Here is a 21761-nt window from a genome sequence, read left to right as displayed (position 1 = left end):
CCACCGGTGTGGTGGAGCGGGACTTCGTTCCGGTCGAGGAGCGCTGAGCTTCTTCCCCGGCGTCCGGGAGTGCGCGAGCCTCTCGGACGCCTGATGGCGCGCAGGTGCCCGACGGTGCCTGGATGCCTGACAGCGCACAGCAGAAGGCGCCCTGAGTCGCCGGTCCCCCCACGGGCCGACGACCAGGGCGCCTTCCCATGTCCCGGTGCGGATTCCCCCCACGGGATCCGGCCGGGCGCTCGGAGAGGACAGCGCCTGAATCGCTGTCTGAGCACAACGAGCAAAACCCGTCGTACTCCAGTGATGCGGTGCGATCTGCCGGGACAACGCACGTAGGGAGGGCCGCTCAAAGCTTCCCGGTGTACGTGCCCCGGCAACGCATCTCTGAGGAAGTCCCCCAAGACATCCCCAGATGCCAGTCAGCGCCCCCCAAGACGCTGGTCTGACATCGCCAACTTAGACCTTCGAACCCCTTCGATGGTTACGTTCGCATCACTGTGATCTGTGTCTCTTGCATATGTCCGATAGATACGCAAGAGCCCCGATACGTCGATCGGGACTCAAGCGTAAGGATGATGCGCGAGCCTTGTGAAGAGCTTATGTGAGGTGCGCGTCGGACTCTAGGGGGACTCCTACTTCGACCGCCGGAACCCCGGAGTAACTTTGTGGGGCTCAGTGGAACGTCCGCAGCCGCAGACTGTTGGTCACCACGAACACCGAGGAGAAGGCCATCGCGGCGCCCGCGATCATCGGGTTCAGCAGCCCCGCCGCGGCCAGCGGCAGCGCGGCCACGTTGTAGCCGAAGGCCCACACCAGGTTGCCCTTGATCGTAGCCAGGGTACGCCGTGCCAGCCGGATCGCGTCCGCCGCCACCCGAAGGTCCCCGCGCACGAGGGTCAGGTCGCCCGCCTCGATCGCCGCGTCCGTGCCCGTCCCCATGGCCAGGCCCAGGTCGGCGGCGGCGAGCGCGGCCGCGTCGTTGACCCCGTCGCCGACCATGGCGACGGTCCGCCCCTCGCCCTGAAGCCGCCGTACGACGTCCACCTTGCCCTCGGGCAGTACCTTGGCGACGACCTCCTCGATGCCCACGGCCCGCGCGACCGCCTCGGCCACCGTCCGGTTGTCACCGGTCAGCAGCACCGGCGTCAGGCCCAGCGCGCGCAGCTCGCGCACTGCCTCGGCGCTGGTCTCCTTGACGGCGTCGGCGACGGCCAGGACACCGCGTGCCACCCCGTCCCAGCCGACCACGACGGCCGTACGGCCCTCCTGCTCGGCCCGGGAGCGGGCGGCGGCCAACTCCTCCGGTACATCGTCCGTGTTCTCGGGGAGTCGCCCCACGGTCACCTCGCGGCCCGCCACACGCCCGCGCACGCCCCGCCCGGGGACGTTCTCGAAGTGCTCGGCCGCCGGCAGCGGCCCGACCCGCTCCTCGGCGCCCGCGGTGATCGCCCGGGCGACCGGGTGCTCGGAGGCGTGCTCCAGGGCTCCGGCGAGCCGCAGCACCTCGTCCTTGTCGGTGCCTTCGGCGACGTACACCTCCTGGAGCGTCATACGGCCGGTGGTGACGGTGCCGGTCTTGTCCAGGACGACCGTGTCGACGCGGCGCGTGGACTCCAGCACCTCCGGACCCTTGATGAGGATGCCGAGCTGCGCGCCGCGCCCGGTGCCGACCATCAGGGCGGTCGGCGTCGCGAGGCCGAGCGCGCATGGGCAGGCGATGATCAGTACGGCGACGGCGGCCGTGAAGGCGGCGGCGGTGTCACCGGTGACGCCCAGCCACACCGCGAAGGTGCCGAGCGCGATGAGGATGACGACGGGTACGAAGACCGCCGAGATGCGGTCCGCCAGGCGCTGCACCTCGGCCTTGCCGTTCTGCGCGTCCTCCACCAGCCTCGCCATCCGGGCGAGCTGGGTGTCGGCGCCGACCCGGGTGGCCGTGACGACCAGCCGGCCCCCCGCGTTCACCGTCGCACCCGTCACGGCGGATCCGGGGCCGACGTCCACCGGCACCGACTCGCCGGTCAGCATGGCGGCGTCGACCGCGGAGACGCCCTCGACCACCGTGCCGTCGGTGGCGATCTTCTCGCCGGGGCGGACCACGAACCGGTCGCCGACGGCCAGGGAGGCCACCGGTACACGCACCTCGCGGCCGTCCCGCAGAACGGCGACGTCCTTGGCGCCCAGCTCCATCAGCGCCCGCAGTGCGGCTCCCGCGCGCCGCTTGGAGCGGGCCTCCAGGTAGCGGCCGAGGAGGATCAGGGCGACGACTCCGGAGGCCACCTCGAGGTAGATGGTGGAGGCGCCGTCCATGCGGGCTGTGACATCGGTCGCTACCGCTCCGGGGGTGAACCGGAACTCGTCGTGCATGCCGGGCATGCCCGCGTTGCCGAGGAACAGCGCCCACAGCGACCAGCCGTACGCGGCGAGCGTGCCGACGGAGACGAGCGTGTCCATGGTGGCGGCGCCGTGCCGGGCGTTGGTCCAGGCGGCCCGGTGGAACGGCCATCCGCCCCAGGCGACGACCGGTGAGGCGAGCGTGAGTGAGAGCCACTGCCAGTTGTCGAACTGGAGCGCGGGGATCATGGCGAGCAGGGCCACGGGAAGGGCGAGCGCGGCGGAGACCGCGAGCCGTTGGCGCAGTGCGGCCAGTTCGGGGTCCTGCTCGGTCTCGGCGGGTGTGTGGTCCTCGGCGGGCTCCGGCGGCGCGGGCTCCTCGGCCGTGTACCCGGTCTTCACCACGGTGGCGATCAGGTCGGCGACCTGGACCCCCGGGGGGTAGGCGACCTTCGCCTTCTCGGTGGCGTAGTTCACCGTGGCGCTCACGCCGTCCATGCGGTTGAGCTTCTTCTCGACGCGGGCGGCGCAGGAGGCGCAGGTCATCCCGCCGATGAGCAGTTCGACCTCGGAGACGTCCGTTGCCGTACCCGAGGGCGCGCCTATGGCTGTCTCTGCGGTGGTGGTGCTGGTCATGTCCGGACTCCAGACGACGGACCGGGCCGCACGGAGCCAGTATCAGCTGGTCGGTACGGCCCGGTCGGAGAGTGAACGGAGATCAGGCGCGGCCCGCGAGCTCGAAGCCGGCCTCGTCGACGGCGGCGCGGACGGCCTCCTCGTCGAGCGGGGCGGTGGAGACGACGGTGACCTCGCCGGTCGACGCGACGGCCTTCACCGAGGTGACGCCGGGAATTTCGGAGATCTCACCGGAGACGGAGCCCTCGCAGTGTCCACAGCTCATCCCGCTCACCTTGTAGACGGTGGTGACGGAGCCCGGGGTGTCGGTCGGGGCGGTCATGTCATTACTCCTCGTCGTGACTGGTGGGGCCGACGAGGCCCACAGTGGGGCCTGCATTCTTGAGACTATACCCCTAGGGGGTATTTATCCAAGAGGTGCCGCGGCGCGCCAGCGAGCGCACCCGGGCGATGCCCAGGAGGGAGACGAGTACCAGTCCGCCGACCGAGAACACCGCCAGGAGGTGCTCCTGTACGGCCGTCGGCCGGGGGACGTACCCCTGCGCGGACAGCTGCCGGGCCGGGTACGGCCCGGCCAGCTGGGTCACCAGCCAGAGGGCGACGCCGTGGGTGGAGTCCCACAGCGTGTGCAGCAGGCCGGCGCCGAGCCAGGCGCCGAGGACCGGTCCGCCCAGACGGAAACGGCCGTTCGGCCGGCGGTGCGCGAGCAGGGCGCCGCCCGCGATCGCGGTCCACAGGCCGTGCCCGAGCGGTGCGAGCATCCCGCGCAGGATCTCGGTCTCCAGCAGGGTCCGCAGGTCGAGGCCGTCGGCGGACAGGGCCGTGTCGAAGACGTGGCCGGAGCCCTCGAAGGCCGCGAAGCCGCAGCCGACGGCCGCGCCCAGGACGAGCCCGGCGCGCATGCCGTGGATCCCGGGCAGCCGGCGCAGTACGAACGCCAGCGCGCCGAGCTTGACCGCTTCGGTCAGTCCGACACCGGCGAACATCCGCAGTGAGGGGTGGAGCAGGTGGTGCTCCGTCACCGACGCGCCCAGCACGCCGAGCGCGCCGCCGGCCAGGAAGCAGCCGAGGACCGCGCTGACGCCCAGGTCGCGGACGTGCCGTTCGTACGCCCACAGCACGAAGGTGACGGGGAGGAGGAAGCCGCCGAGCAGGATGACGGTGGGCAGGAGTGTGGTGTCCGCCGTCGCGTACGTCACCAGCCCGGTCAGCGCCCACACGGCCAGCCCGCCGCACAGGCAGCGTCGCCACAGGCCCGCGCGAATCCGCGGGTACGGGGGAGGGGGTTGCTGCGGGCCGGGGATGCGGGCGCGGGGGGCGCCGGGCGGCGGGTAGGTCACGGCAGTCCCCCTCGGGCTTCTGCTGGGCGATTTACCCGAACCCTATGCAGGTGACCTTTATGTCGCAGTCCGGGGAAGGCCGGTGGTGTCCGTGCCGGTGGCGTCCGCGCGGCCGAGCCGGTCGCCGACAAGGGGGGGGGGCGGGGTAGCGGACCAGTACGTGCTTCAGCTCGCGGACGTACGCCGCGCGCTCGGCGCCGTCGTGGGCGAGGACCAGTTCCAGGCCCGCCTTGTACATGCCGAGGCAGACGTGGGCCGTGCGCGTGAGTTCGGCGGGGGAGGCGTCGGCCAGGAGGACGGCGAGCAGGCCATCGGTGCGACCGACCAGGGTGGCGTGCAGGGCGTCGTGCTCCTCGGCGATCCGGCCCGGGATGTCGGGGCCGTGCATCAGCGCGAAGAACACCGGCTGCTCGGTGTTGAAGGCGACGAACCGGTCGACGGCGGCGCCCACGGCCTCCTCCAGCGGGGTGGCCGCGATCGGCACCTCCCGGGTGACCAACACCGAGATGCTCGGCCTCGGTATCGCGCCGGCGGTGCTGATGGACGCCATGGCCGTCCGTAGCCTGCTGGTCCCGGCGATCATGCGGCTCGCCGGCCGCGCGACCTGGTGGGCGCCGGCCCCCTGCGACGGCTGCACGAACGGTTCGGGCTCGGCGAGGGCGAGGCGGTCCGGCCCGCCACCGAGTCCGAGGAGGAACGGGACAAGATCGACGCGCGCAGTTGGACAGGGGCTAGCGTTCGCGGTGGCCCGCGGTCGGTCTGCCCGCGGGCGGTCGCACGGAAGGCGAGGGCGAAGACGGATGCGCGCTGTGGTGTTCGAGCGGTACGGAGAGCCGGCCGAGGTGCAGGAGGTGCCGGATCCGGAGCCCGCCGAGCACGGCGTCGTGGTGCGTGTCGAGGCCACCGGCCTGTGCCGCAGCGACTGGCACGGCTGGATGGGCCACGACCCGGACATCACGCTGCCGCACGTGCCCGGCCACGAACTCGCCGGGACCGTGGAGGCGGTCGGCGACCGGGTGACCGGCTGGCGCCCCGGTGACCGGGTCACCGTGCCCTTCGTCTGCGCCTGCGGAAGCTGTCCCGCCTGCGCGGCCGGCGACCAGCAGGTGTGCGAGCGGCAGACCCAGCCCGGCTTCCACCACTGGGGCTCGTTCGCGCAGTACGTGGCGCTGGAGCACGCCGACGTGAACCTGGTCGCCGTGCCGGACGACCTGTCCTACGCGACGGCGGCCTCGCTCGGCTGCCGGTTCGCGACGGCCTTCCGGGCGGTGGTGCAGCAGGGGCGCGTGGCCGCGGGGGAGTGGGTCGCGGTGCACGGCTGCGGGGGCGTGGGACTGTCGGCGGTGATGATCGCGGCGGCGTCGGGGGCGCGGGTCGTCGCCGTCGACGTGTCACCGGCGGCGCTGGAGCTGGCGCGGAAGTTCGGGGCGGCTCAGTGCGTGGATGCCGCGCGGACGCGGGACACGGCCGCCGCGATCCGTGAACTGACCGGCGGTGGCGCCCACCTCTCCCTCGACGCGCTCGGATCCCCTGTCACCTGCGCGGCCTCCGTCGGCTCGCTGCGCCGCCGCGGCAGGCACATCCAGGTCGGACTGCTCCCCTCTCCCGACGGCACGACCCCCGTGCCCATGGCGCGCGCCATCGCCCTGGAGCTCGAACTCCTCGGCAGCCACGGCATGGCCGCCCACGCCTACCCGGGCATGCTGGAACTGGTCCGCGCGGGAGTACTGCGCCCCGACCTGCTGGTGACGTCGACGATCCCGCTGGACGCGGCCCCCGCCGCGCTCGCCGCGATGGACACGGCACCGGGCGCGGGCGTCACGGTCATCGAACCGTGGAGCTGAGACCCGCGTGCCCCACCCAGGAGGGACGGGGCACGGCACGGGACGGACGGGCTCAGGTCTGGTTCCGGCCGCGGTTGCGGGGCCTGGAGGCGACCCAGGCGCGGACGGTGTCGGCGTACCAGTAGGGCTTGCCGCCCTCCACATGGTCGGGCGGGGGCAGCAGCCCGTGCTTGCGGTAGGACCGTACGGTGTCCGGCTGCACCCGGATGTGCGCCGCGATCTCCTTGTACGACCAGAGTCTTCGGTCGGTCATGAGTTGCACCTCCCCGCGCGCGCCGCGGTCGGCGGCCGGGGGGCGGCCGTCGGTGGAGCCGGGCGCTGCGCTGGCGATCACCAGCCTGTGCCCGGTGAACGACACACGGTGACCGTCAGGGAGGGTCTGTCGAAGGGATGTGACGGGAGGTCCGCGAAGACGGGACATGTGTGACAGAGTGCGAAAGTTTGTGACAGAGGTGACACGAAAGGCGTTATGCGGGCGCGTCGGCGGGGCGCGTTGAGAGACGGCCCGGCCGGCGGAGGGCGGGCCGGACCCGCTGCGCCGGATCCGGCCCGCCGGCTTCCCCGCTTCCCCCGGGGTCGGACGGCTCGGTGATCAGCCTGCCCCGGGCCGTCCTCGGCGGTCTTGGAAAAAAGCGAACTCGGGCCGGGCGGCGGTGCCAGCAGCAGGCTCGTCGCCTCCCCCGTCATCCGGTCGGCCGCCGGTGACCCCGTCGACGGTGACCGCCGGGCCGCCGTGAACTCCCCGGGCGTGCAGCCGGTCATCGCCCTGAACTCACCGCTGAGGTGGGCCTGGTCGTAGAAGCCGCACACCGTCGCGGTCTCCGCCTGGCCGTGCCCCGCCGCCAGCAGCCGCCGGGCCCGCTGCAAGCGCAGTACCCGGGCCGCCGCCTTCGGTCCGAGGCCGATCTGTTCCCGGAAGCGGTTCTCCAAGTGCCGTACGCTCCAGCCGACTTCGGCGGCAAGGCGGGGCACCGGCAGCGCGCCGCCGGTGCGCACGAGCTCGGACCAGGCCCGCACCACCCGGGCGGAACTCGGCGTCCCGGCCGCCGACCACCGGGTGAACACCTCGTCCAGCAGTCCGAACCGGTCCGTCCAGGTCGGTAACGCGGCCAGCGCGGCGGCCAGTTCACGGACGCTGCGCCAGTGGCCGGTGTCCCGCCGGGCGGCGAGCGCGTGCGGCAGGTCGTCGGGGTCCACGGCGAGGTCGGCGAGTTCGTGCTGCGGGGTGCCGAACAGGGTGAACGCGGCCCACGGCATGAGCAGTACCTCGATACCGGTCAGCCGCCCGTCGTGCTCGCCGACGGCCGCGGTGGTGTTCGGCCCGGAGTACACCGAGACGAGCGTCGCCGCGGGCCGGCCCGCCCGGGAGATGTGCACGGGCTGCTCGAAGCCGAGCAGCAGCGTCGCCGCCCCGATCGGCGCCTCCAGCCGGCGGCGCGGCCGGTCCAGGGCGAGCCGGATCCCGCGGTAGCCGATCACACCGGGCCGCAGCCGGGGATGCGGCCGCGAGAGCGCGGTCTCCCACGATCCGCCGGGCCCGTGCCCCGAACGAGTCCGTACCGCACGCACCGCAGCCGTCATGCGCCCACGGTAGGACGGCTACGCCCCGCAGGACCTCAGGAACGCCCGGGTCCGCCGGGCGATCGGGAGGGGCTTGTCCGGGTCGCACGGGTACATGTCCTGCTCGACGATCGCGAACAGGTCGACGTCCAGTTTCTGAGCCGCCTCGAGGACCGGGCCGAGCGCGGGCACTCCCGCCGGGGGCTCGCACATCACGCCCTGGGCGACCGCCGGGCCGAACGGGGTGCCGTTCGCCCGTACGTCCGCGAGGATCTCCGGGTCGACCTGCTTGAGGTGGAGGTAGCCGATCCGTTCGCCGTAGGTCTCGATCAGTTTGACGCTGTCGCCGCCGCAGTAGGCGTAGTGCCCGGTGTCCAGGCACAGCGAGACCAGTGAGGAGTCGGTGCCGTCGAGGAAGCGGGTGACGTTGTCCTCGCTGTCGATGTGGGTGTCGGCGTGCGGGTGGACGACGATCGACAGGCCGTAGCGTTCCCGTACCTCCCGCCCGAGCCGCTCGGTCAGCGAGGTCAGGTTGCGCCACTGCTCGGGGGTGAGCGTGTCCGGCTCCAGCACCTCGCCGGTCTTGTCGTCGCGCCAGAAGGACGGGATGACCACCAGGTGGGAGGCGCCCATCGCCTGGGTGAGCGCGGCGATGTCCGAGACGTGCGCCCAGGTCTTGTCCCAGACCGCCTCGCCGTGGTGCAGGCCCGTGAAGACCGTGCCGGCCGACACCTTCAGGCCACGCCGGGCCGTCTCCTCGGTGAGCACGTCCGGGTCGGTCGGCAGATAGCCGTAGGGGCCCAGTTCGATCCACTCGTAACCGGAGCCGGCGACCTCGTCGAGAAAGCGCTGCCAGGGTACTTGTACGGGGTCGTCCGGGAACCAGACCCCCCAGGAGTCGGGCGCCGATCCGATGCGGATGCGGGACAGTGGGGCTTGAGGTGACAACGACGTCATGGCCGTCAGCGTGCGGTCGCCGGAAAGCGCGTGTCAAGGTCTGGTCCGAATGTCTGGACAAAACATTGACAGGCTGCCGGGTGCGGGGCTACAAACCGGGGGAGAGCCGTGACGAAGGGAAGCCGGATGGCGTACGACCTGATCACCATGGGGCGGATAGGGGTGGACCTCTACCCGTTGCAGACCGGTGTACCGCTCGCGCAGGTGTCGTCCTTCGGCAAGTTCCTCGGCGGGTCCGCGACCAACGTCGCGGTCGCCGCGGCCCGCCTCGGCCGGAGCACCGCCGTGATCACCCGGACCGGTGACGATGCCTTCGGCACCTACCTGCACGAGGCCCTGCGGGACTTCGGCGTCGACGACCGCTGGGTCACCCCGGTCCCCGGGCTGCCCACGCCGGTCACCTTCTGCGAGGTCTTCCCGCCGGACGACTTCCCGCTGTACTTCTACCGGCAGCCCAAGGCGCCCGACCTGGAGATCGACGCCCACGACCTCGACCTGGACGCCATCCGTGACGCGAGCGTCTTCTGGGTCACCGGTACGGGGCTGAGCGAGGAGCCGAGCCGTACGGCGACGCTCGCGGCGCTCGCCCACCGGGCCAAGGCCGGCACGACGGTCTTCGACCTCGACTGGCGGCCCATGTTCTGGACGGACCCGGACGCGGCCCGCCCCTTCTACGCCGAGGCCCTGCGGCACACCACGGTCGCCGTCGGCAACCTCGACGAGGTGCAGGTCGCGACCGGGGTGCGCGATCCGCACGCCGCGGCCCGCGCGCTCCTCGACGCAGGTGTGGAACTCGCGGTCGTCAAGCAGGGACCGAAGGGCGTCCTCGCGGTGAACAGCGACGGCGACACCGCCGAGGTCCCGCCGCTCCCGGTGAACGTCCTGAACGGACTCGGCGCCGGCGACGCCTTCGGCGGCTCCCTCTGCCACGGCCTGCTGGCCGGCTGGGACCTGGAGACGATCATGCGGCACGCCAACGCGGCCGGCGCCATCGTCGCCTCCCGCCTGGAGTGCTCCTCCGCGATGCCCACCCAGGACGAGGTGGCCGCCGCCCTCGAAGCCGGAGCGGTGCTGTGAGGGCCGGCCGGGTCATGGGGGCGCAGCACGACGGCGGGGACGGCGTCGGGCTTCCGAAGGTGGACGTCTCCGCACTGGTCCACACCCGCACCCACCACCCCGAGGCGATCGCCGAGGCCGCCGCCCGCCGCGCCCGCAGGCCGCTGGTGAACGACCACGGCCGCCTGATGATCGTCGCCGCCGACCACCCGGCCCGCGGCGCCCTGGGCGTCGGCGACCGCAAGCTGGCCATGGCCAACCGCGCCGACCTCCTCGAACGCCTCTGCCTGGCCCTCTCCCGGCCGGGCGTGGACGGTGTCCTGGCCACCGCCGACATCCTGGACGACCTGCTGCTGCTGGGCGCCCTCGACCACAAGGTGGTCATGGGTTCGATGAACCGCGGTGGTCTCCAGGGCGCCTCCTTCGAACTCGACGACCGTTTTACCGGCCACCGCCCCGAGGACATCCAGCGTCTGGGCTTCGACGCGGGCAAGCTGCTGCTGCGCATCGACTACGACGACCCGGGCTCGCTGACCACCCTGGAGTCCACGGCCCGCGCCATCGACGAGATGGCCGCCCGCCGGCTCCCGGTCTTCGTCGAGCCGTTCATCAGCCGCCGCACGGACGAGGGCCGGCTGCGCAATGACCTGAGCGCGGACGCGGTCACCAAGTCCATCGCCATCGCGTCGGGTCTGGGCGGCAGTTCGGCCTACACCTGGCTGAAGGTCCCGGTCACCGAGAACCCCGATGACATGGCGCGGGTCATGGAGACCTCCACGCTGCCCGCCGTACTGCTCGGCGGCGACATCGGCGACTCGCCCGAGGACCAGGACGCCGCCTACGAGAAGTGGCGGGGCGCGCTCCAACTCCCCACCGTGTGCGGTCTGGTGGTCGGCCGCTCGCTGCTGTACCCGGCGGACGGCGATGTGGCCGCCGCCGTGGACACCGCCGTAGGACTGCTGTGAGGGCCGCATGACCAGCAACGACCTGCACTTCCGCCAAGGCGCGACCGCGGGCGCCCAGTATGTGCTCGACATCGACCCCAAGCGGGCCGGCTGGACGTATTGCAGCCTGCGCGTGGTCGAGCTGGCGCCCGGCGGTACACACACGTTCACCACCGGCGACAGCGAATGGATCGTGCTTCCGCTCAGCGGCGGTTGTACGGTGCGGGTGGAGGACGAGGAGTTCCAAATCCTGGGCAGGGACAGCGTGTTCGACGGAGCCTCCGACTTCGTGTACGCGCCCCGTGACGCCCGGGTCCAGATCGCCTCCGGCGCGGGAGGCCGCTTCGCCCTGGCAGGAGCGAAGTGCGAGCGACGACTCCCCGCCCGCTACGGCCCCGCGCCGGAGGTCCCCGTCGAAGACCGCGGCAGCGGCACCTGCGCCCGCCAGGTGCGCAACTTCGCCTCCGCCGACTCGTTCGGCTGCGACCGGCTGATCGCCGTCGAGGTGATCACCCCGGGCGGGCACTGGTCCTCGTACCCGCCGCACAAGCACGACGAGCACCGGCCCGGCGAGGAAGCGGAGCTGGAGGAGATCTACTACTTCGAGATCGAGGGTCCGAACGGTTTCGGCTATCAGCGCGTATTCCCCTCCCGTGAGGGCGGATCGGACGTCCTCGCGGAGGTCCGCACCGGCGACGCCGTCCTCGTCCCCGACGGATGGCACGGCCCGTCCGTCGCCCAGCCCGGCCACGCCATGTACTACCTGAACGTCATGGCCGGTCCGGGCGAGACGCGGGAGTGGCGGATCTGCTTCCACCCGGACCATACGGAGGGTTACCGATGACGGTGCAGACCTCAACGACGAGGCTCACGGTCGCGCAGGCGCTCGTCCGCTTCCTGTCCGCCCAGTACACGGAGCGGGACGGCGTACGGCAGCGACTGATCGACGCCACCTGGGGCATCTTCGGCCACGGCAACGTGGCGGGCATCGGGCAGGCGCTCATCGAGTACGCCGGCGACATGCCGTACCACCAGGGCCGCAACGAGCAGTCCATGGTGCACGCGGCGGTCGGCTACGCGCGTCAGTCGAACCGCCTGTCCACACACGCGGTGACGACCTCCATCGGCCCCGGCGCGACCAACCTGGTCACCGGCGCCGCCCTGGCGACCGTCAATCACCTCCCGGTCCTGCTGCTGCCCGGCGACGTCTTCGCGACCCGCCCGGCGGACCCGGTGCTCCAGCAACTGGAGGTGCCGTACGCGGGGGACGTGTCGGTCAACGACTGCCTGCGCCCGGTGTCGCGCTACTTCGACCGGATCACCCGGCCCGAGGCCCTGATCCCGGCCGCCCTCCAGGCGATGCGCGTGCTCACCGACCCGGTGGAGACGGGCGCGGTGACCCTCGCGCTGCCGCAGGACGTGCAGGCCGAGGCGTACGACTGGCCCGAGGAGTTCTTCGCCGAGCGTGTCTGGGTGGTACGCCGTCCGGGCGCCGACCCGACCGAACACGCCGAGGCCGTACAGGCGATCCTCGGCGCTCGCCGGCCCCTGGTGATCGCGGGCGGCGGCGTCCACCACAGCCGCGCCGAGGAGGCTCTCGCCGAGTTCGCGGAGGCGACCCGCATACCGGTCGCGTCCACCCAGGCCGGCAAGGGCTCCCTGCGCCACGACCACCCCCAGGACGTCGGAGGCGTCGGCCACACCGGCACCGCGACCGCCGACGAACTCGCCCGCACCGCCGACCTGGTGATCGGCGTGGGCACCCGGTACACCGACTTCACCACCGCCTCCGGCACCCTCTTCGAGAACCCGGACGTCCGCTTCCTCAACCTCAACATCGCGCCCTTCGACGGCCACAAGCTCGCCGGCATGCCCCTGGTCGCGGACGCCCGCAGCGGCCTTCAGGAGTTGACCCAGGCACTCCAGATGCACGGCCACCGGGTCGCCGACTCGTACGCCACCGAGTACACCGAGGACAAGGAGCGCTGGGAGCAGCGCGTCGACGCCTGCTACGAGGCCGACGAGCCGGACGTACGGCCGACGCAGCCGCAGGTGCTGGGCGCGCTGGACGCGATCGTCGACGAGACGGACGTGATCATCAACGCGGCCGGCTCCCTCCCCGGCGACCTGCACAAACTGTGGCGCACCCGGTCGCGCGACCAGTACCACCTGGAGTACGGCTACTCCTGCATGGGCTACGAGATCCCGGCCGCGATCGGTGTGAAGATGGCGGCCCCGGACCGGCCGGTCTGGGCGCTGGTCGGTGACGGGACGTATCTGATGATGCCGACGGAGATCGTCACGGCGGTGCAGGAGGGGATCGCGATCAAGATCCTGCTCGTGCAGAACCACGGGTACGCCTCGATCGGCGGCCTGTCGGAGACGGTCGGCGGCGAGCGGTTCGGCACCGCCTACCGCTTCGCGTCGGAGGACGGCACGTTCACCGGGGCCCCGCTGCCCGTGGACCTCGCCGCCAACGCGGCCAGCCTCGGCATGCGGGTGCTGCGTGCGAAGACCGTACGGGACCTGCGCGCGGCGCTCGCCGAGGCGCGGGCCGCCGACACTCCCACATGTGTCTACGTGGAGACTCAAACCGCAGACACAGTGTCGGGCGCGCCTCCGGCGCAGGCCTGGTGGGATGTTCCTGTGGCCGAGACCGCGACCCGATCGTCCGCGGTCAAGGCACGTGAGCTGTACGAACGGCACGTCTCGACCCGACGCCGCCATCTGTGAAGGAGTACTCGGTCATGACGAAGATCGTCAACCACTGGATCGGCGGCAAGCCCGTTGAATCCGCCGCAGGCGCCTCGGGTACGTACGGGCCGGTCACGGACCCGGCGACCGGCGCGGTCACCACGAAGGTGGCGTTCGCGTCGGTGGACGAGGTGGACGCCGCGGTCGCCGCCGCGAAGGACGCGTATCTGACGTGGGGCCAGTCCTCGTTGGCCCAGCGGACCTCGATCCTGTTCAAGTTCCGGGCGCTGCTGGACGCCAACCGCGACGCGATCGCCGAGCTGATCACCGCCGAGCACGGCAAGGTGCACTCCGACGCGCTCGGCGAGGTGGCCCGCGGCCTGGAGATCGTGGACCTGGCCTGCGGTATCAACGTGCAGCTGAAGGGCGAGCTGTCGACGCAGGTCGCCAGCCGTGTGGACGTGTCCTCGATCCGGCAGCCGCTGGGTGTCGTCGCGGGTATCACGCCGTTCAACTTCCCGGCGATGGTCCCGATGTGGATGTTCCCGATCGCCATCGCGTGCGGCAACACCTTCGTGCTGAAGCCGTCGGAGAAGGACCCGTCGGCGTCGATCAAGATCGCCGAGCTGCTGGCCGAGGCGGGCCTGCCGGACGGTGTGTTCAACGTCGTGCACGGTGACAAGGTGGCCGTGGACCGCCTCCTTGAGCACCCGGACGTCAAGGCCGTCTCCTTCGTCGGCTCCACCCCGATCGCCCGCTACATCCACACCACGGCCTCCGCCAACGGCAAGCGCGTACAGGCGCTCGGCGGTGCGAAGAACCACATGCTGGTCCTGCCGGACGCCGACCTGGACGCGGCTGCCGACGCGGCGGTGAGCGCGGCCTACGGCTCCGCGGGGGAGCGCTGCATGGCGATCTCGGCGGTCGTCGCGGTCGGCGCGATCGGTGACACGCTGGTGGAGAAGATCCGCGAGCGCGCCGAGAAGATCAAGATCGGCCCGGGCAACGACCCGGCCTCCGAGATGGGCCCGCTGATCACCAAGGCCCACCGCGACAAGGTGGCGTCGTACGTGGAGGGTGCGGCCGCCGAGGGCTCCCAGGTGGTGCTCGACGGCACCGGCTACACCGTGGAGGGCTTCGAGGACGGCCACTGGATCGGCATCTCGCTGCTCGACAAGGTGCCCACGTCCGCGAAGGCGTACCAGGACGAGATCTTCGGCCCGGTGCTGTGCGTGCTGCGCGTGGAGACGTACGAGGAGGGTGTCGCCCTCATCAACGGCTCGCCGTTCGGCAACGGCACCGCGATCTTCACCCGGGACGGCGGCGCGGCCCGCCGCTTCCAGCTGGAGATCGAGGCGGGCATGGTCGGCGTGAACGTGCCGATCCCGGTCCCCGTCGGCTACCACAGCTTCGGCGGCTGGAAGGACTCGCTCTTCGGCGACCACCACGTCTACGGCAACGACGGCACGCATTTCTACACCCGCGGCAAGGTCGTCACCACCCGCTGGCCCGACCCGGCCGACGCCCCGGCGGGCGTGGACCTGGGCTTCCCGCGCAACCACTGACGCCGTACGGTGCCCTGCCTCTCTGAGGGGAGGCAGGGCACCGGTGTGTTCAGCCCTGCTTGCGCTGCTGCTGCTGCCGCTTCACCACGTCGGTGAGGTCGGCGGTCTGCGAGGCGGGCGGGGCCTTCACGGTGGCCGTCTTGCCGAACTTGTCGAAGTCCATGGTCACCGTCATGGTGCCCATCTTCTGCCTCATCCGCACCGGAAGGTCACCGGAGCCGACCCAGACGTCCATGGTGATCGAGTTGACGCCGAGCGCCGTGCCCATCGGGGAGTCCTTGCCGTAGGCCTCCTTGAACTTGCCCATGTGCGCCTGGTCGATGACGGCCCGGTAGTGGGTCGAACGCCGCCCGTCCACGGTCTGCGTGCCGAGGTTCTCGACATCGTTGGCGTACTTCAGCCCCTTCATGGAGGCCGAAGGGCTGCCGTTGCTCCCCGTGAGGGCTTGCGCGCCCTTCTCCCCGAAAACGGCCGAGCCGTCGACCTTGATCCACGTCTTGCCCTTGTACGGGCCGGAGGCCGGCGTGTCGACGTTGTAGTAGTAGGCACCGTCGACGAACAGGCAGCGGATCTTGGGGGAGTGCTGTAGGGCCTGCATGTTCGCGGTCTTGGTGTCCATCTCGACGTCGATGGCGTATCCGTCGCCCCACGAGTACGTGCCGTCCATGGCGATCGGGGTGCCGGTGCCGAGGTCCGTCGTCGTCCGTACCTCGGCGGATCCCAGGGTCTCGGTCCGGTCCGTCGCCCTGGCCAGCGCCGCCATCGCCTTGCCGGCGCTGTCGACCGTCTTGGCGGCGGTCTTCGCCCCCTCGGTGCCGCACGCGGAGGTCGCCAGCAGCGCCGCCGCCGTGCACACCACCCAGGCGGCACTCCTGCCCAGCTTCATGTATCCCCACCCCTTGCTGTGTTCCGGCTGTGACCGGTGAACTCTAACGGGACACACTGACAGGTCCGGATCCCGGACGTCCTGACATTTTTTTGACGTCCGTCCTGCGGTTACCGCACGGCCCAAGGGGGCGGAACGGACTGAGCCGAATTGCTGTAAACGAGATGAACGGTGCTCTCGATCTACGAATTCCGTAGGTAAACACCCATTGACGCGTTGGTTTTCGTCGGGGTTCGATGCACCTCGATCCCAGCCGCCGGAGGCATCCGCACGAGTCGATCGGAACCGCCGCATGACCGACACGCTCCGCCCTGTCGAGAACGCCGCCCCAGAGGCGGCCGACAGCCCCCAGAAACTCAAGCGTTCCATCGGGGTGGTCGGCGGCACCCTCCTCACGCTGTCCTGCGTGACCCCCGCTTCCACGCTCTTCGTGGTCGTCCCTGACCTGTTCGGCTCGCTCGGCACCGCCACCGCCCTGACGATCGCCATCGGCTCCCTCCTCTGTATCGCCGTGGCGTTCTGCTACTCGGAGCTGGGCACCCTCATCCCCAGCGCGGGCGGCGAGTACGCCATGGTGTCGACGCTGGCCGGGCGGCTGGCGGGCTGGCTGGTCTTCGTGCTGTCCCTGCTGGTCGTCGTGATCGTGCCGCCGGTGATCGCCATGGGCACCGCCGACTACCTCGCCCCGATCGTCCACCTCGACCCGGCCATGACCGGCGCCGGCGTGATGCTGCTGGCCACCCTCGCGGGCCTGCTCGACCTGCGCGCCAACGCCTGGATCACCGGCGTCTTCCTGGTCCTGGAGGTCGTCGCCGCAGGGGTCGTCGCCGAACTGGGTTTCACGCACGCCCACCGCGGCCTCGGCAGCCTCACCTCGATGCGGGTCGCCGCCACCGACGGGCACACCGACACCGTGACGGCCATGCTGGTCGTCTCCGGCCTGGCGATCGCCCTCTTCGTCACCCAGGGCTTCTCGACCGCCGTCTACCTCTCCGAGGAACTGGAGCACCCGCGCCGCAACGTCGCCCGCACGGTGCTGGCCACCCTCGCCATCTCCACCGTGGTCATCCTCGTCCCGGTCGCCGCCATCACCCTGGGCGCCTCCGACCTCAAGGAGCTGACCGGCGGTGACATCAGCTCCATGGTCACCGCCTGGTCCGACTCCGCCGTCGGCACCTTCGTCAGCCTCTGCGTGGCCCTCGCGATCATCAACGCGGGCATCGTCATGGTCATCCAGAACTCCCGCGTCCTCTTCGCCTCCGCCCGCGACAAGGCCTGGCCCGAGCCGGTCAACAACGTCTTCTCCAAGCTCGGCCGCTTCGGCTCCCCCTGGGTCGCCACGCTCGCGGTCGGCGTCCCCGGCGCGCTGCTCTGCTTCGTCAACCTGGACACCCTGTACGGCGTCACGGGCGTCTCCGTGACCGGCATGTACCTGCTCGTCGCCATCGCCGCCCTGTTCGCCCGCCGCGGCCACCACCGGCACACGCCCGCCTGGCGCATGCCGCTGTGGCCCGCGATGCCGGTGCTGCTGATCGCGGTCCTGGCGTACATCCTCAGCCAGCAGGAGATGAGCTATCTGCTGTGGACCGGCGGCATCACCGCCGTCGCCACCCTCTACTGGGCCTTCTACCTCCGCCCGCGCCGCGACACCCGCTGGCTGGTGTCCCTCCCGGAGGACGCCCAGGTCTGACACTCACGCGAAGTCCCACGTCACCACCGAGCACGTACCGTCGCCCTTGCCGCCCGCACTGCGATACGCGGCAAGGGCGACGTCGTTCCCGGTGTCGACCAGGACCCACATCCCGTAGCAGCCCAGCTCCCGGCCCAGCGCCGCGAGCCGGCCGACCAGCGCCCGCCCGATGCCCCGCCGCCGGAACCGCTCCGCGACCGCGAGCTCGTACAGGAACATCTCGGTGCCCTTGTCGGGATGGACCGTCTCGACGCCGCTGACGAAGCCGACGGGGGAGTCCTCGCCGTTCCGTACCTCGTAGGCCAGGAGCAGATGGTGTCCGGCGGACGTCAGGAAGCGCTCGGCCCACTCGGGGCGGACGGCGTGGTCGAAGAGGTGTTCGGCGGCGGTGACCTCGGCGACGGAGTTTGCGCGGCGAATCTCCATGGGCCTTCGTACCACGGCTGGTGTAGGCGGCGGCCGGCTCGTACTCCCAGGGGAGGGGCGGGGGTTCAACCCGGTGGTTGCATCGGTTGCCGAGGGTGGCCCGTACCGTGGACGCATGGATCTTCGATTGCCCGGCGTGCGCGGGTTGCTTCGGGGGCCGCGGCGGATGGTGGCCGCCGCGGCCGCCGTCGTCGTGCTCGCCGGTGCCGGTACGTGGACGGCCGTCGCCTCCGACGACACGCCCCCGGTCCGCCAGACCGACCGGGTGATGAACATGGGCGACGGGGTGCGCGTCGACACCTCGTACTTCATCACCGGCGGCTCCGGCCGCCGCCCGGCCGTCCTGCTGGCGCACGGCTTCGGCGGCAGCAAGGACGACGTACGGCAGCAAGCCCAGGACCTCGCGAGAGACGGGTACGCGGTGCTGACCTGGTCGGCACGCGGCTTCGGGCACTCGACGGGGAAGATCGGCATCAACGACCCCAAGGGCGAGGTCGCCGACGTCTCCCGGCTCATCGACTGGCTGGCGAAGCAGCCGCAGGTCCGGCTCGACAAGGCGGGCGACCCGCGTGTGGGCATGGCCGGCGGCTCGTACGGCGGGGCGATCTCCCTGCTCACCGCCGGATACGACCACCGGGTGGACGCCATCGCCCCGTCGATCACGTACTGGAACCTCGCGGACGCTCTGTTCCCCGACGGCGTGTACAAGAAGCTGTGGGCCGGGATCTTCTTCAACGAAGGCGGCGGCTGCGCCAGGTTCGAGCCCGCGCTGTGCCGGATGTACGACCGGGTCGCCGAGTCGGGCAAGCCGGACGCGGCGGCGCGCGAACTGCTCGAGGAGCGCTCGCCGTCCGCCGTGGCCGACCGCATCAAGGTGCCGACGCTGCTGACCCAGGGCCAGACCGACTCCCTGTTCACGCTCGCCCAGTCCGACGCGGCCGAGAAGGCGATCCACGCGAACGGCGCCCCGGTCGACGTCGACTGGATCGCCGGCGGGCACGACGGCGGCGACCTGGAGACGAGCCGCGTCCAGGCCCGCGTGACGGCCTGGTTCGACCGCTACCTCAAGGGCGACAAGGGCGCCGACACCGGCCCGGCCTTCCGGATCACCCGCACCGGAGGCGTCGACTCCACCGACGGCGCCGCCCAGCTGCGGGGCGCCACCGCCGACACCTATCCCGGGCTGGCGAGCGGCCGGCGGAAGGTCGCGCTCAGCGGCGGCGAGCAGCGCATCGCGAACCCGGCGGGTGCCAGCCCGCCCGGTGTCTCCGCCCTGCCCGGCCTCGGCGGCTCCGGCGGCCTCGCCCAGCTGTCCTCCCTCGGCGTCGGGGTGTCCCTGGACTTCCCCGGCCAGTTCGCCGCCTTCGACTCCCGGCCGGTGGGCGGCGACCTCCAGATCACCGGCTCGCCCACCGTGACCGTCCACGTCACCTCGACGAGCGACGACGCCGTGCTCTTCGGGAAGGTGTACGACGTCTCGCCCGACGGCACCCAGAAGGTGCTGCCCTCCCAGCTGGTCGCACCGGTCCGGGTCGAGGGCGCCAAGTCCGGCAAGGACGTCACCCTCACGCTCCCGGCGGTCGACCACGACGTGCTCAAGGGCCACCGGCTGCGGCTGGTCCTCGCCTCCACCGACCTCGGCTACGCCTCCCCGGCGGCCCCGGCCACGTACACCGTCTCCCTGAAGGGCGACCTGAGCGTGCCGACGGCCCCCGGCGTGACCACGGCGTCGGCGCCACTGCCCGCCTGGGTGTGGTGGCTGCCCCTGGCGGGCGCGGCGGTCGCGCTGGTGCTGCTGGTCACCGGCCGCCGCCGCACGGCGGGGCCCGGCCCCGACCCCGAGCTGGCCGAAGTGCCGTTGGTGATAACCGACCTGAGCAAGCGGTACGCGAGGTCCGCGGACCGGTACGCCGTGCGGGAGCTGTCCTTCCGTGTGGAGAAGGGTCAGGTCCTCGGCCTGCTCGGGCCGAACGGCGCGGGCAAGACGACGACCCTGCGCATGCTGATGGGCCTGATCCGGCCGGACGGTGGCGAGATCCGCGTCTTCGGGCACGCGATCCGGCCCGGCGCGCCGGTGCTGTCCCGGGTCGGCGCGTTCGTGGAGGGCGCGGGGTTCCTGCCGCACCTGTCCGGGCGGGAGAACCTCGAGCTGTACTGGCGGGCCACCGGCCGCCCCGCCGAGGACGCGCACCTGGAGGAGGCCCTGGAGATCGCGGGCCTGGGCGACGCGCTCGCCCGCGCGGTGCGCACCTACTCCCAGGGCATGCGCCAGCGTCTGGCCATCGCCCAGGCCATGCTCGGCCTGCCGGACCTGCTGATCCTCGACGAACCCACCAACGGCCTCGACCCGCCCCAGATCCGCGAGATGCGCGAGGTGATGATCCGGTACGCGGCGGCCGGGCGCACGGTGATCGTCTCCAGCCATCTGCTGGCGGAGGTCGAGCAGTCCTGCACGCACCTGGTGGTGATGGACCGGGGCCGGCTCGTCCAGGCGGGACCGGTGGCCGAGATCGTCGGTTCCGGCGACACCCTGCTGGTCGGCACCGCCACGCCCGTGGAGGAGCCGGTCGTGGAGAAGGTGGCCGCGCTGCCCGGGGTCGCCTCGGCCGTCCGCGCCGAGGGCGGGATCCTCATCCGCCTCGACACCGGCGGAAGCGCACCGCGCCTGGTCGCCGAACTGGTCCGGCTCGACATCCCCGTCGAGTCCGTCGGCCCGCACCGCCGCCTGGAAGACGCCTTCCTCACCCTGATCGGAGGCACGGCATGAGCACGCTCGCCGAGCAACCGGAGCCCGTCGCGCACACGGAGCCCGTCGAGACCGCCTCCGGCTACCGGGCCGGCCGTACCCTGCCCCTGAGGGTGGAGCTGGTCCGCCAGCTCAAGCGGCGCCGCACACTGATCATGGGCGGGATCCTCGCCGTCCTGCCGTTCGTCCTGGTCATCGCCTTCGCCATCGGCGGCGACCCGGGGGGCCGCAACAACCAGGTCACGCTGATGGACACGGCCACCGCGTCCGGGGCCAACTTCGCCGCGGTGAACCTGTTCGTGTCGGCGGGTTTCCTGCTGGTGATCCCGGTCGCCCTGTTCTGCGGGGACACCGTGGCCTCGGAGGCGAGCTGGTCCTCGCTGCGCTATCTGCTGGCCGCGCCCGTGCCCCGGGCCCGGCTGCTGTGGTCCAAGCTCGTCGTGGGGCTCGGGCTCAGCCTGGCCGCGATGGTGCTGCTGCCGGTCGTGGCGCTGGCCGTCGGCACGGCCGCCTACGGCTGGGGCCCGCTTCAGATCCCCACCGGCGGCGCGCTCGACTCGGGCACGGCGACCCAGCGGCTGCTGGTGGTCGTCGCGTACATCTTCGTGTCCCAACTGGTCACCGCCGGGCTCGCGTTCTGGCTGTCGACGAAGACGGACGCCCCGCTGGGCGCGGTCGGCGGCGCGGTGGGCCTCACCATCGTCGGCAACGTCCTCGACGCCGTCACCGCCCTCGGGCACTGGCGCGACTTCCTGCCCGCGCACTGGCAGTTCGCCTGGGCCGACGCCGTACAGCCGCGTCCCGAGTGGTCCGGCATGGTCCAGGGCACGGCGATTTCCGTGACGTACGCCGTGGTGCTGTTCGCTCTTGCCTTCCGGGGTTTCGCCCGGAAAGACGTGGTGTCGTAGGGGCCGTCCAACCGGGTGAATCCCCGAAACCAATTCCCCGCCATCGGGTTGATGAGGCAGTGGGGCATGTGACCCGCCCATTCCGATCGACCTGTACGGCAGATCGGTCACACTTCCCGGCTGTGTCATGGCCGGCCTCGGACGTCGATCCCCGCGGCCGAGGCCGGCTTTCCCG

17 protein-coding genes and 1 pseudogene are annotated in these 21761 nt (G+C 71.7%); 9 read left to right on the top strand and 9 right to left on the bottom strand.

The genetic code is table 11. The features are described from left to right. Window positions 1-672: 672 nt before the first annotated feature. The 4 genes from ACWGJM_RS16930 to ACWGJM_RS16915 form a co-directional block, all read right to left on the bottom strand. Complete coding sequence (locus ACWGJM_RS16930; RefSeq protein ID WP_453412447.1) at window positions 673-2970, bottom strand: heavy metal translocating P-type ATPase; 2298 nt, start codon at window positions 2968-2970, stop codon at window positions 673-675. An 82-nt stretch (window positions 2971-3052) separates the two neighbouring features. After that, window positions 3053-3292, bottom strand: a complete 240-nt coding sequence (locus tag ACWGJM_RS16925; protein ID WP_361453067.1) for a heavy-metal-associated domain-containing protein — start codon at window positions 3290-3292, stop codon at window positions 3053-3055. A gap of 73 nt (window positions 3293-3365) precedes the next feature. Further along, window positions 3366-4310, bottom strand: coding sequence for a PrsW family glutamic-type intramembrane protease (locus ACWGJM_RS16920; protein ID WP_453412446.1), 945 nt, complete (start codon window positions 4308-4310; stop codon window positions 3366-3368). Window positions 4311-4341: 31 nt separating this feature from the next. Then, complete coding sequence (locus ACWGJM_RS16915; protein ID WP_453412445.1) at window positions 4342-4860, bottom strand: hypothetical protein; 519 nt, start codon at window positions 4858-4860, stop codon at window positions 4342-4344. A 250-nt stretch (window positions 4861-5110) separates the two neighbouring features. Between ACWGJM_RS16915 and ACWGJM_RS16910 the strand changes: the two genes are divergently transcribed. Further along, window positions 5111-6154 carry a zinc-dependent alcohol dehydrogenase family protein gene (locus tag ACWGJM_RS16910; RefSeq protein WP_453412444.1) on the top strand — a complete coding sequence of 348 codons (1044 nt, stop codon included), beginning with the start codon at window positions 5111-5113 and terminating at the stop codon, window positions 6152-6154. 52 nt (window positions 6155-6206) lie between these two features. On the opposite strand, the gene ACWGJM_RS16905 is transcribed toward ACWGJM_RS16910, so the two are convergent. The 3 genes and pseudogenes from ACWGJM_RS16905 to ACWGJM_RS16895 all read right to left on the bottom strand — a co-directional run bounded on the left by ACWGJM_RS16905 (window position 6207) and on the right by ACWGJM_RS16895 (window position 8671). Continuing rightward, window positions 6207-6407, bottom strand: a complete 201-nt coding sequence (locus ACWGJM_RS16905) for a helix-turn-helix transcriptional regulator (protein ID WP_453412443.1) — start codon at window positions 6405-6407, stop codon at window positions 6207-6209. Window positions 6408-6811: 404 nt separating this feature from the next. Beyond that, a pseudogene (locus ACWGJM_RS16900) lies at window positions 6812-7603 on the bottom strand (helix-turn-helix domain-containing protein); the annotation flags it as partial. Between the two features lie 150 nt (window positions 7604-7753). Continuing rightward, complete coding sequence (locus ACWGJM_RS16895; protein WP_453412442.1) at window positions 7754-8671, bottom strand: sugar phosphate isomerase/epimerase family protein; 918 nt, start codon at window positions 8669-8671, stop codon at window positions 7754-7756. Window positions 8672-8797: 126 nt separating this feature from the next. Between ACWGJM_RS16895 and iolC the strand changes: the two genes are divergently transcribed. From iolC to mmsA, 5 genes are read left to right on the top strand one after another with little or no spacing between them, the layout of a single operon-like run. Continuing rightward, window positions 8798-9748, top strand: coding sequence for a 5-dehydro-2-deoxygluconokinase (gene iolC / locus ACWGJM_RS16890; protein ID WP_453412465.1), 951 nt, complete (start codon window positions 8798-8800; stop codon window positions 9746-9748). A 14-nt stretch (window positions 9749-9762) separates the two neighbouring features. Next, window positions 9763-10692, top strand: a complete 930-nt coding sequence (locus ACWGJM_RS16885; RefSeq protein WP_453412441.1) for a Cgl0159 family (beta/alpha)8-fold protein — start codon at window positions 9763-9765, stop codon at window positions 10690-10692. 7 nt (window positions 10693-10699) lie between these two features. After that, the gene (gene iolB / locus ACWGJM_RS16880) at window positions 10700-11515 is read left to right on the top strand and encodes a 5-deoxy-glucuronate isomerase (RefSeq protein ID WP_453412440.1); all 816 of its coding nucleotides are present in this window, start codon (window positions 10700-10702) and stop codon (window positions 11513-11515) included. Then, a complete protein-coding gene (gene iolD, locus ACWGJM_RS16875) occupies window positions 11512-13404 on the top strand; it encodes a 3D-(3,5/4)-trihydroxycyclohexane-1,2-dione acylhydrolase (decyclizing) (protein ID WP_453412439.1) in 1893 nt (630 codons plus the stop codon). The genes iolB and iolD overlap by 4 nt, the downstream gene beginning before the upstream one ends. 14 nt (window positions 13405-13418) lie before the next feature. Further along, window positions 13419-14930, top strand: a complete 1512-nt coding sequence (gene mmsA, locus ACWGJM_RS16870; RefSeq protein WP_453412438.1) for a CoA-acylating methylmalonate-semialdehyde dehydrogenase — start codon at window positions 13419-13421, stop codon at window positions 14928-14930. A 49-nt stretch (window positions 14931-14979) separates the two neighbouring features. Here mmsA and ACWGJM_RS16865 read toward each other — a convergent pair whose 3' ends face one another. Continuing rightward, the gene (locus tag ACWGJM_RS16865) at window positions 14980-15816 is read right to left on the bottom strand and encodes a hypothetical protein (RefSeq protein WP_453412437.1); all 837 of its coding nucleotides are present in this window, start codon (window positions 15814-15816) and stop codon (window positions 14980-14982) included. A gap of 292 nt (window positions 15817-16108) precedes the next feature. Between ACWGJM_RS16865 and ACWGJM_RS16860 the strand changes: the two genes are divergently transcribed. Further along, the gene (locus tag ACWGJM_RS16860; protein WP_453412436.1) at window positions 16109-17506 is read left to right on the top strand and encodes an APC family permease; all 1398 of its coding nucleotides are present in this window, start codon (window positions 16109-16111) and stop codon (window positions 17504-17506) included. Between the two features lie 3 nt (window positions 17507-17509). Here ACWGJM_RS16860 and ACWGJM_RS16855 read toward each other — a convergent pair whose 3' ends face one another. Further along, window positions 17510-17932 (bottom strand): GNAT family N-acetyltransferase, encoded by a 423-nt coding sequence (locus tag ACWGJM_RS16855; protein ID WP_453412435.1) that lies wholly within the window; start codon window positions 17930-17932, stop codon window positions 17510-17512. Window positions 17933-18047: 115 nt separating this feature from the next. On the opposite strand from ACWGJM_RS16855, the gene ACWGJM_RS16850 reads away from it, so the two are divergent. Continuing rightward, entirely contained in the window at window positions 18048-20699 is a 2652-nt protein-coding gene (locus tag ACWGJM_RS16850; protein ID WP_453412434.1) for an alpha/beta fold hydrolase, read from the top strand. Continuing rightward, window positions 20696-21586 carry an ABC transporter permease gene (locus ACWGJM_RS16845; RefSeq protein ID WP_453412433.1) on the top strand — a complete coding sequence of 297 codons (891 nt, stop codon included), beginning with the start codon at window positions 20696-20698 and terminating at the stop codon, window positions 21584-21586. The genes ACWGJM_RS16850 and ACWGJM_RS16845 overlap by 4 nt, the downstream gene beginning before the upstream one ends. Window positions 21587-21761: the final 175 nt, after the last annotated feature.

Source organism: Streptomyces sp. NPDC054834, from assembly GCF_053611185.1.
The sequence above is the reverse complement of the archived record's forward strand: the minus strand, read 5'-3'. Positions and strand labels throughout refer to the sequence as shown.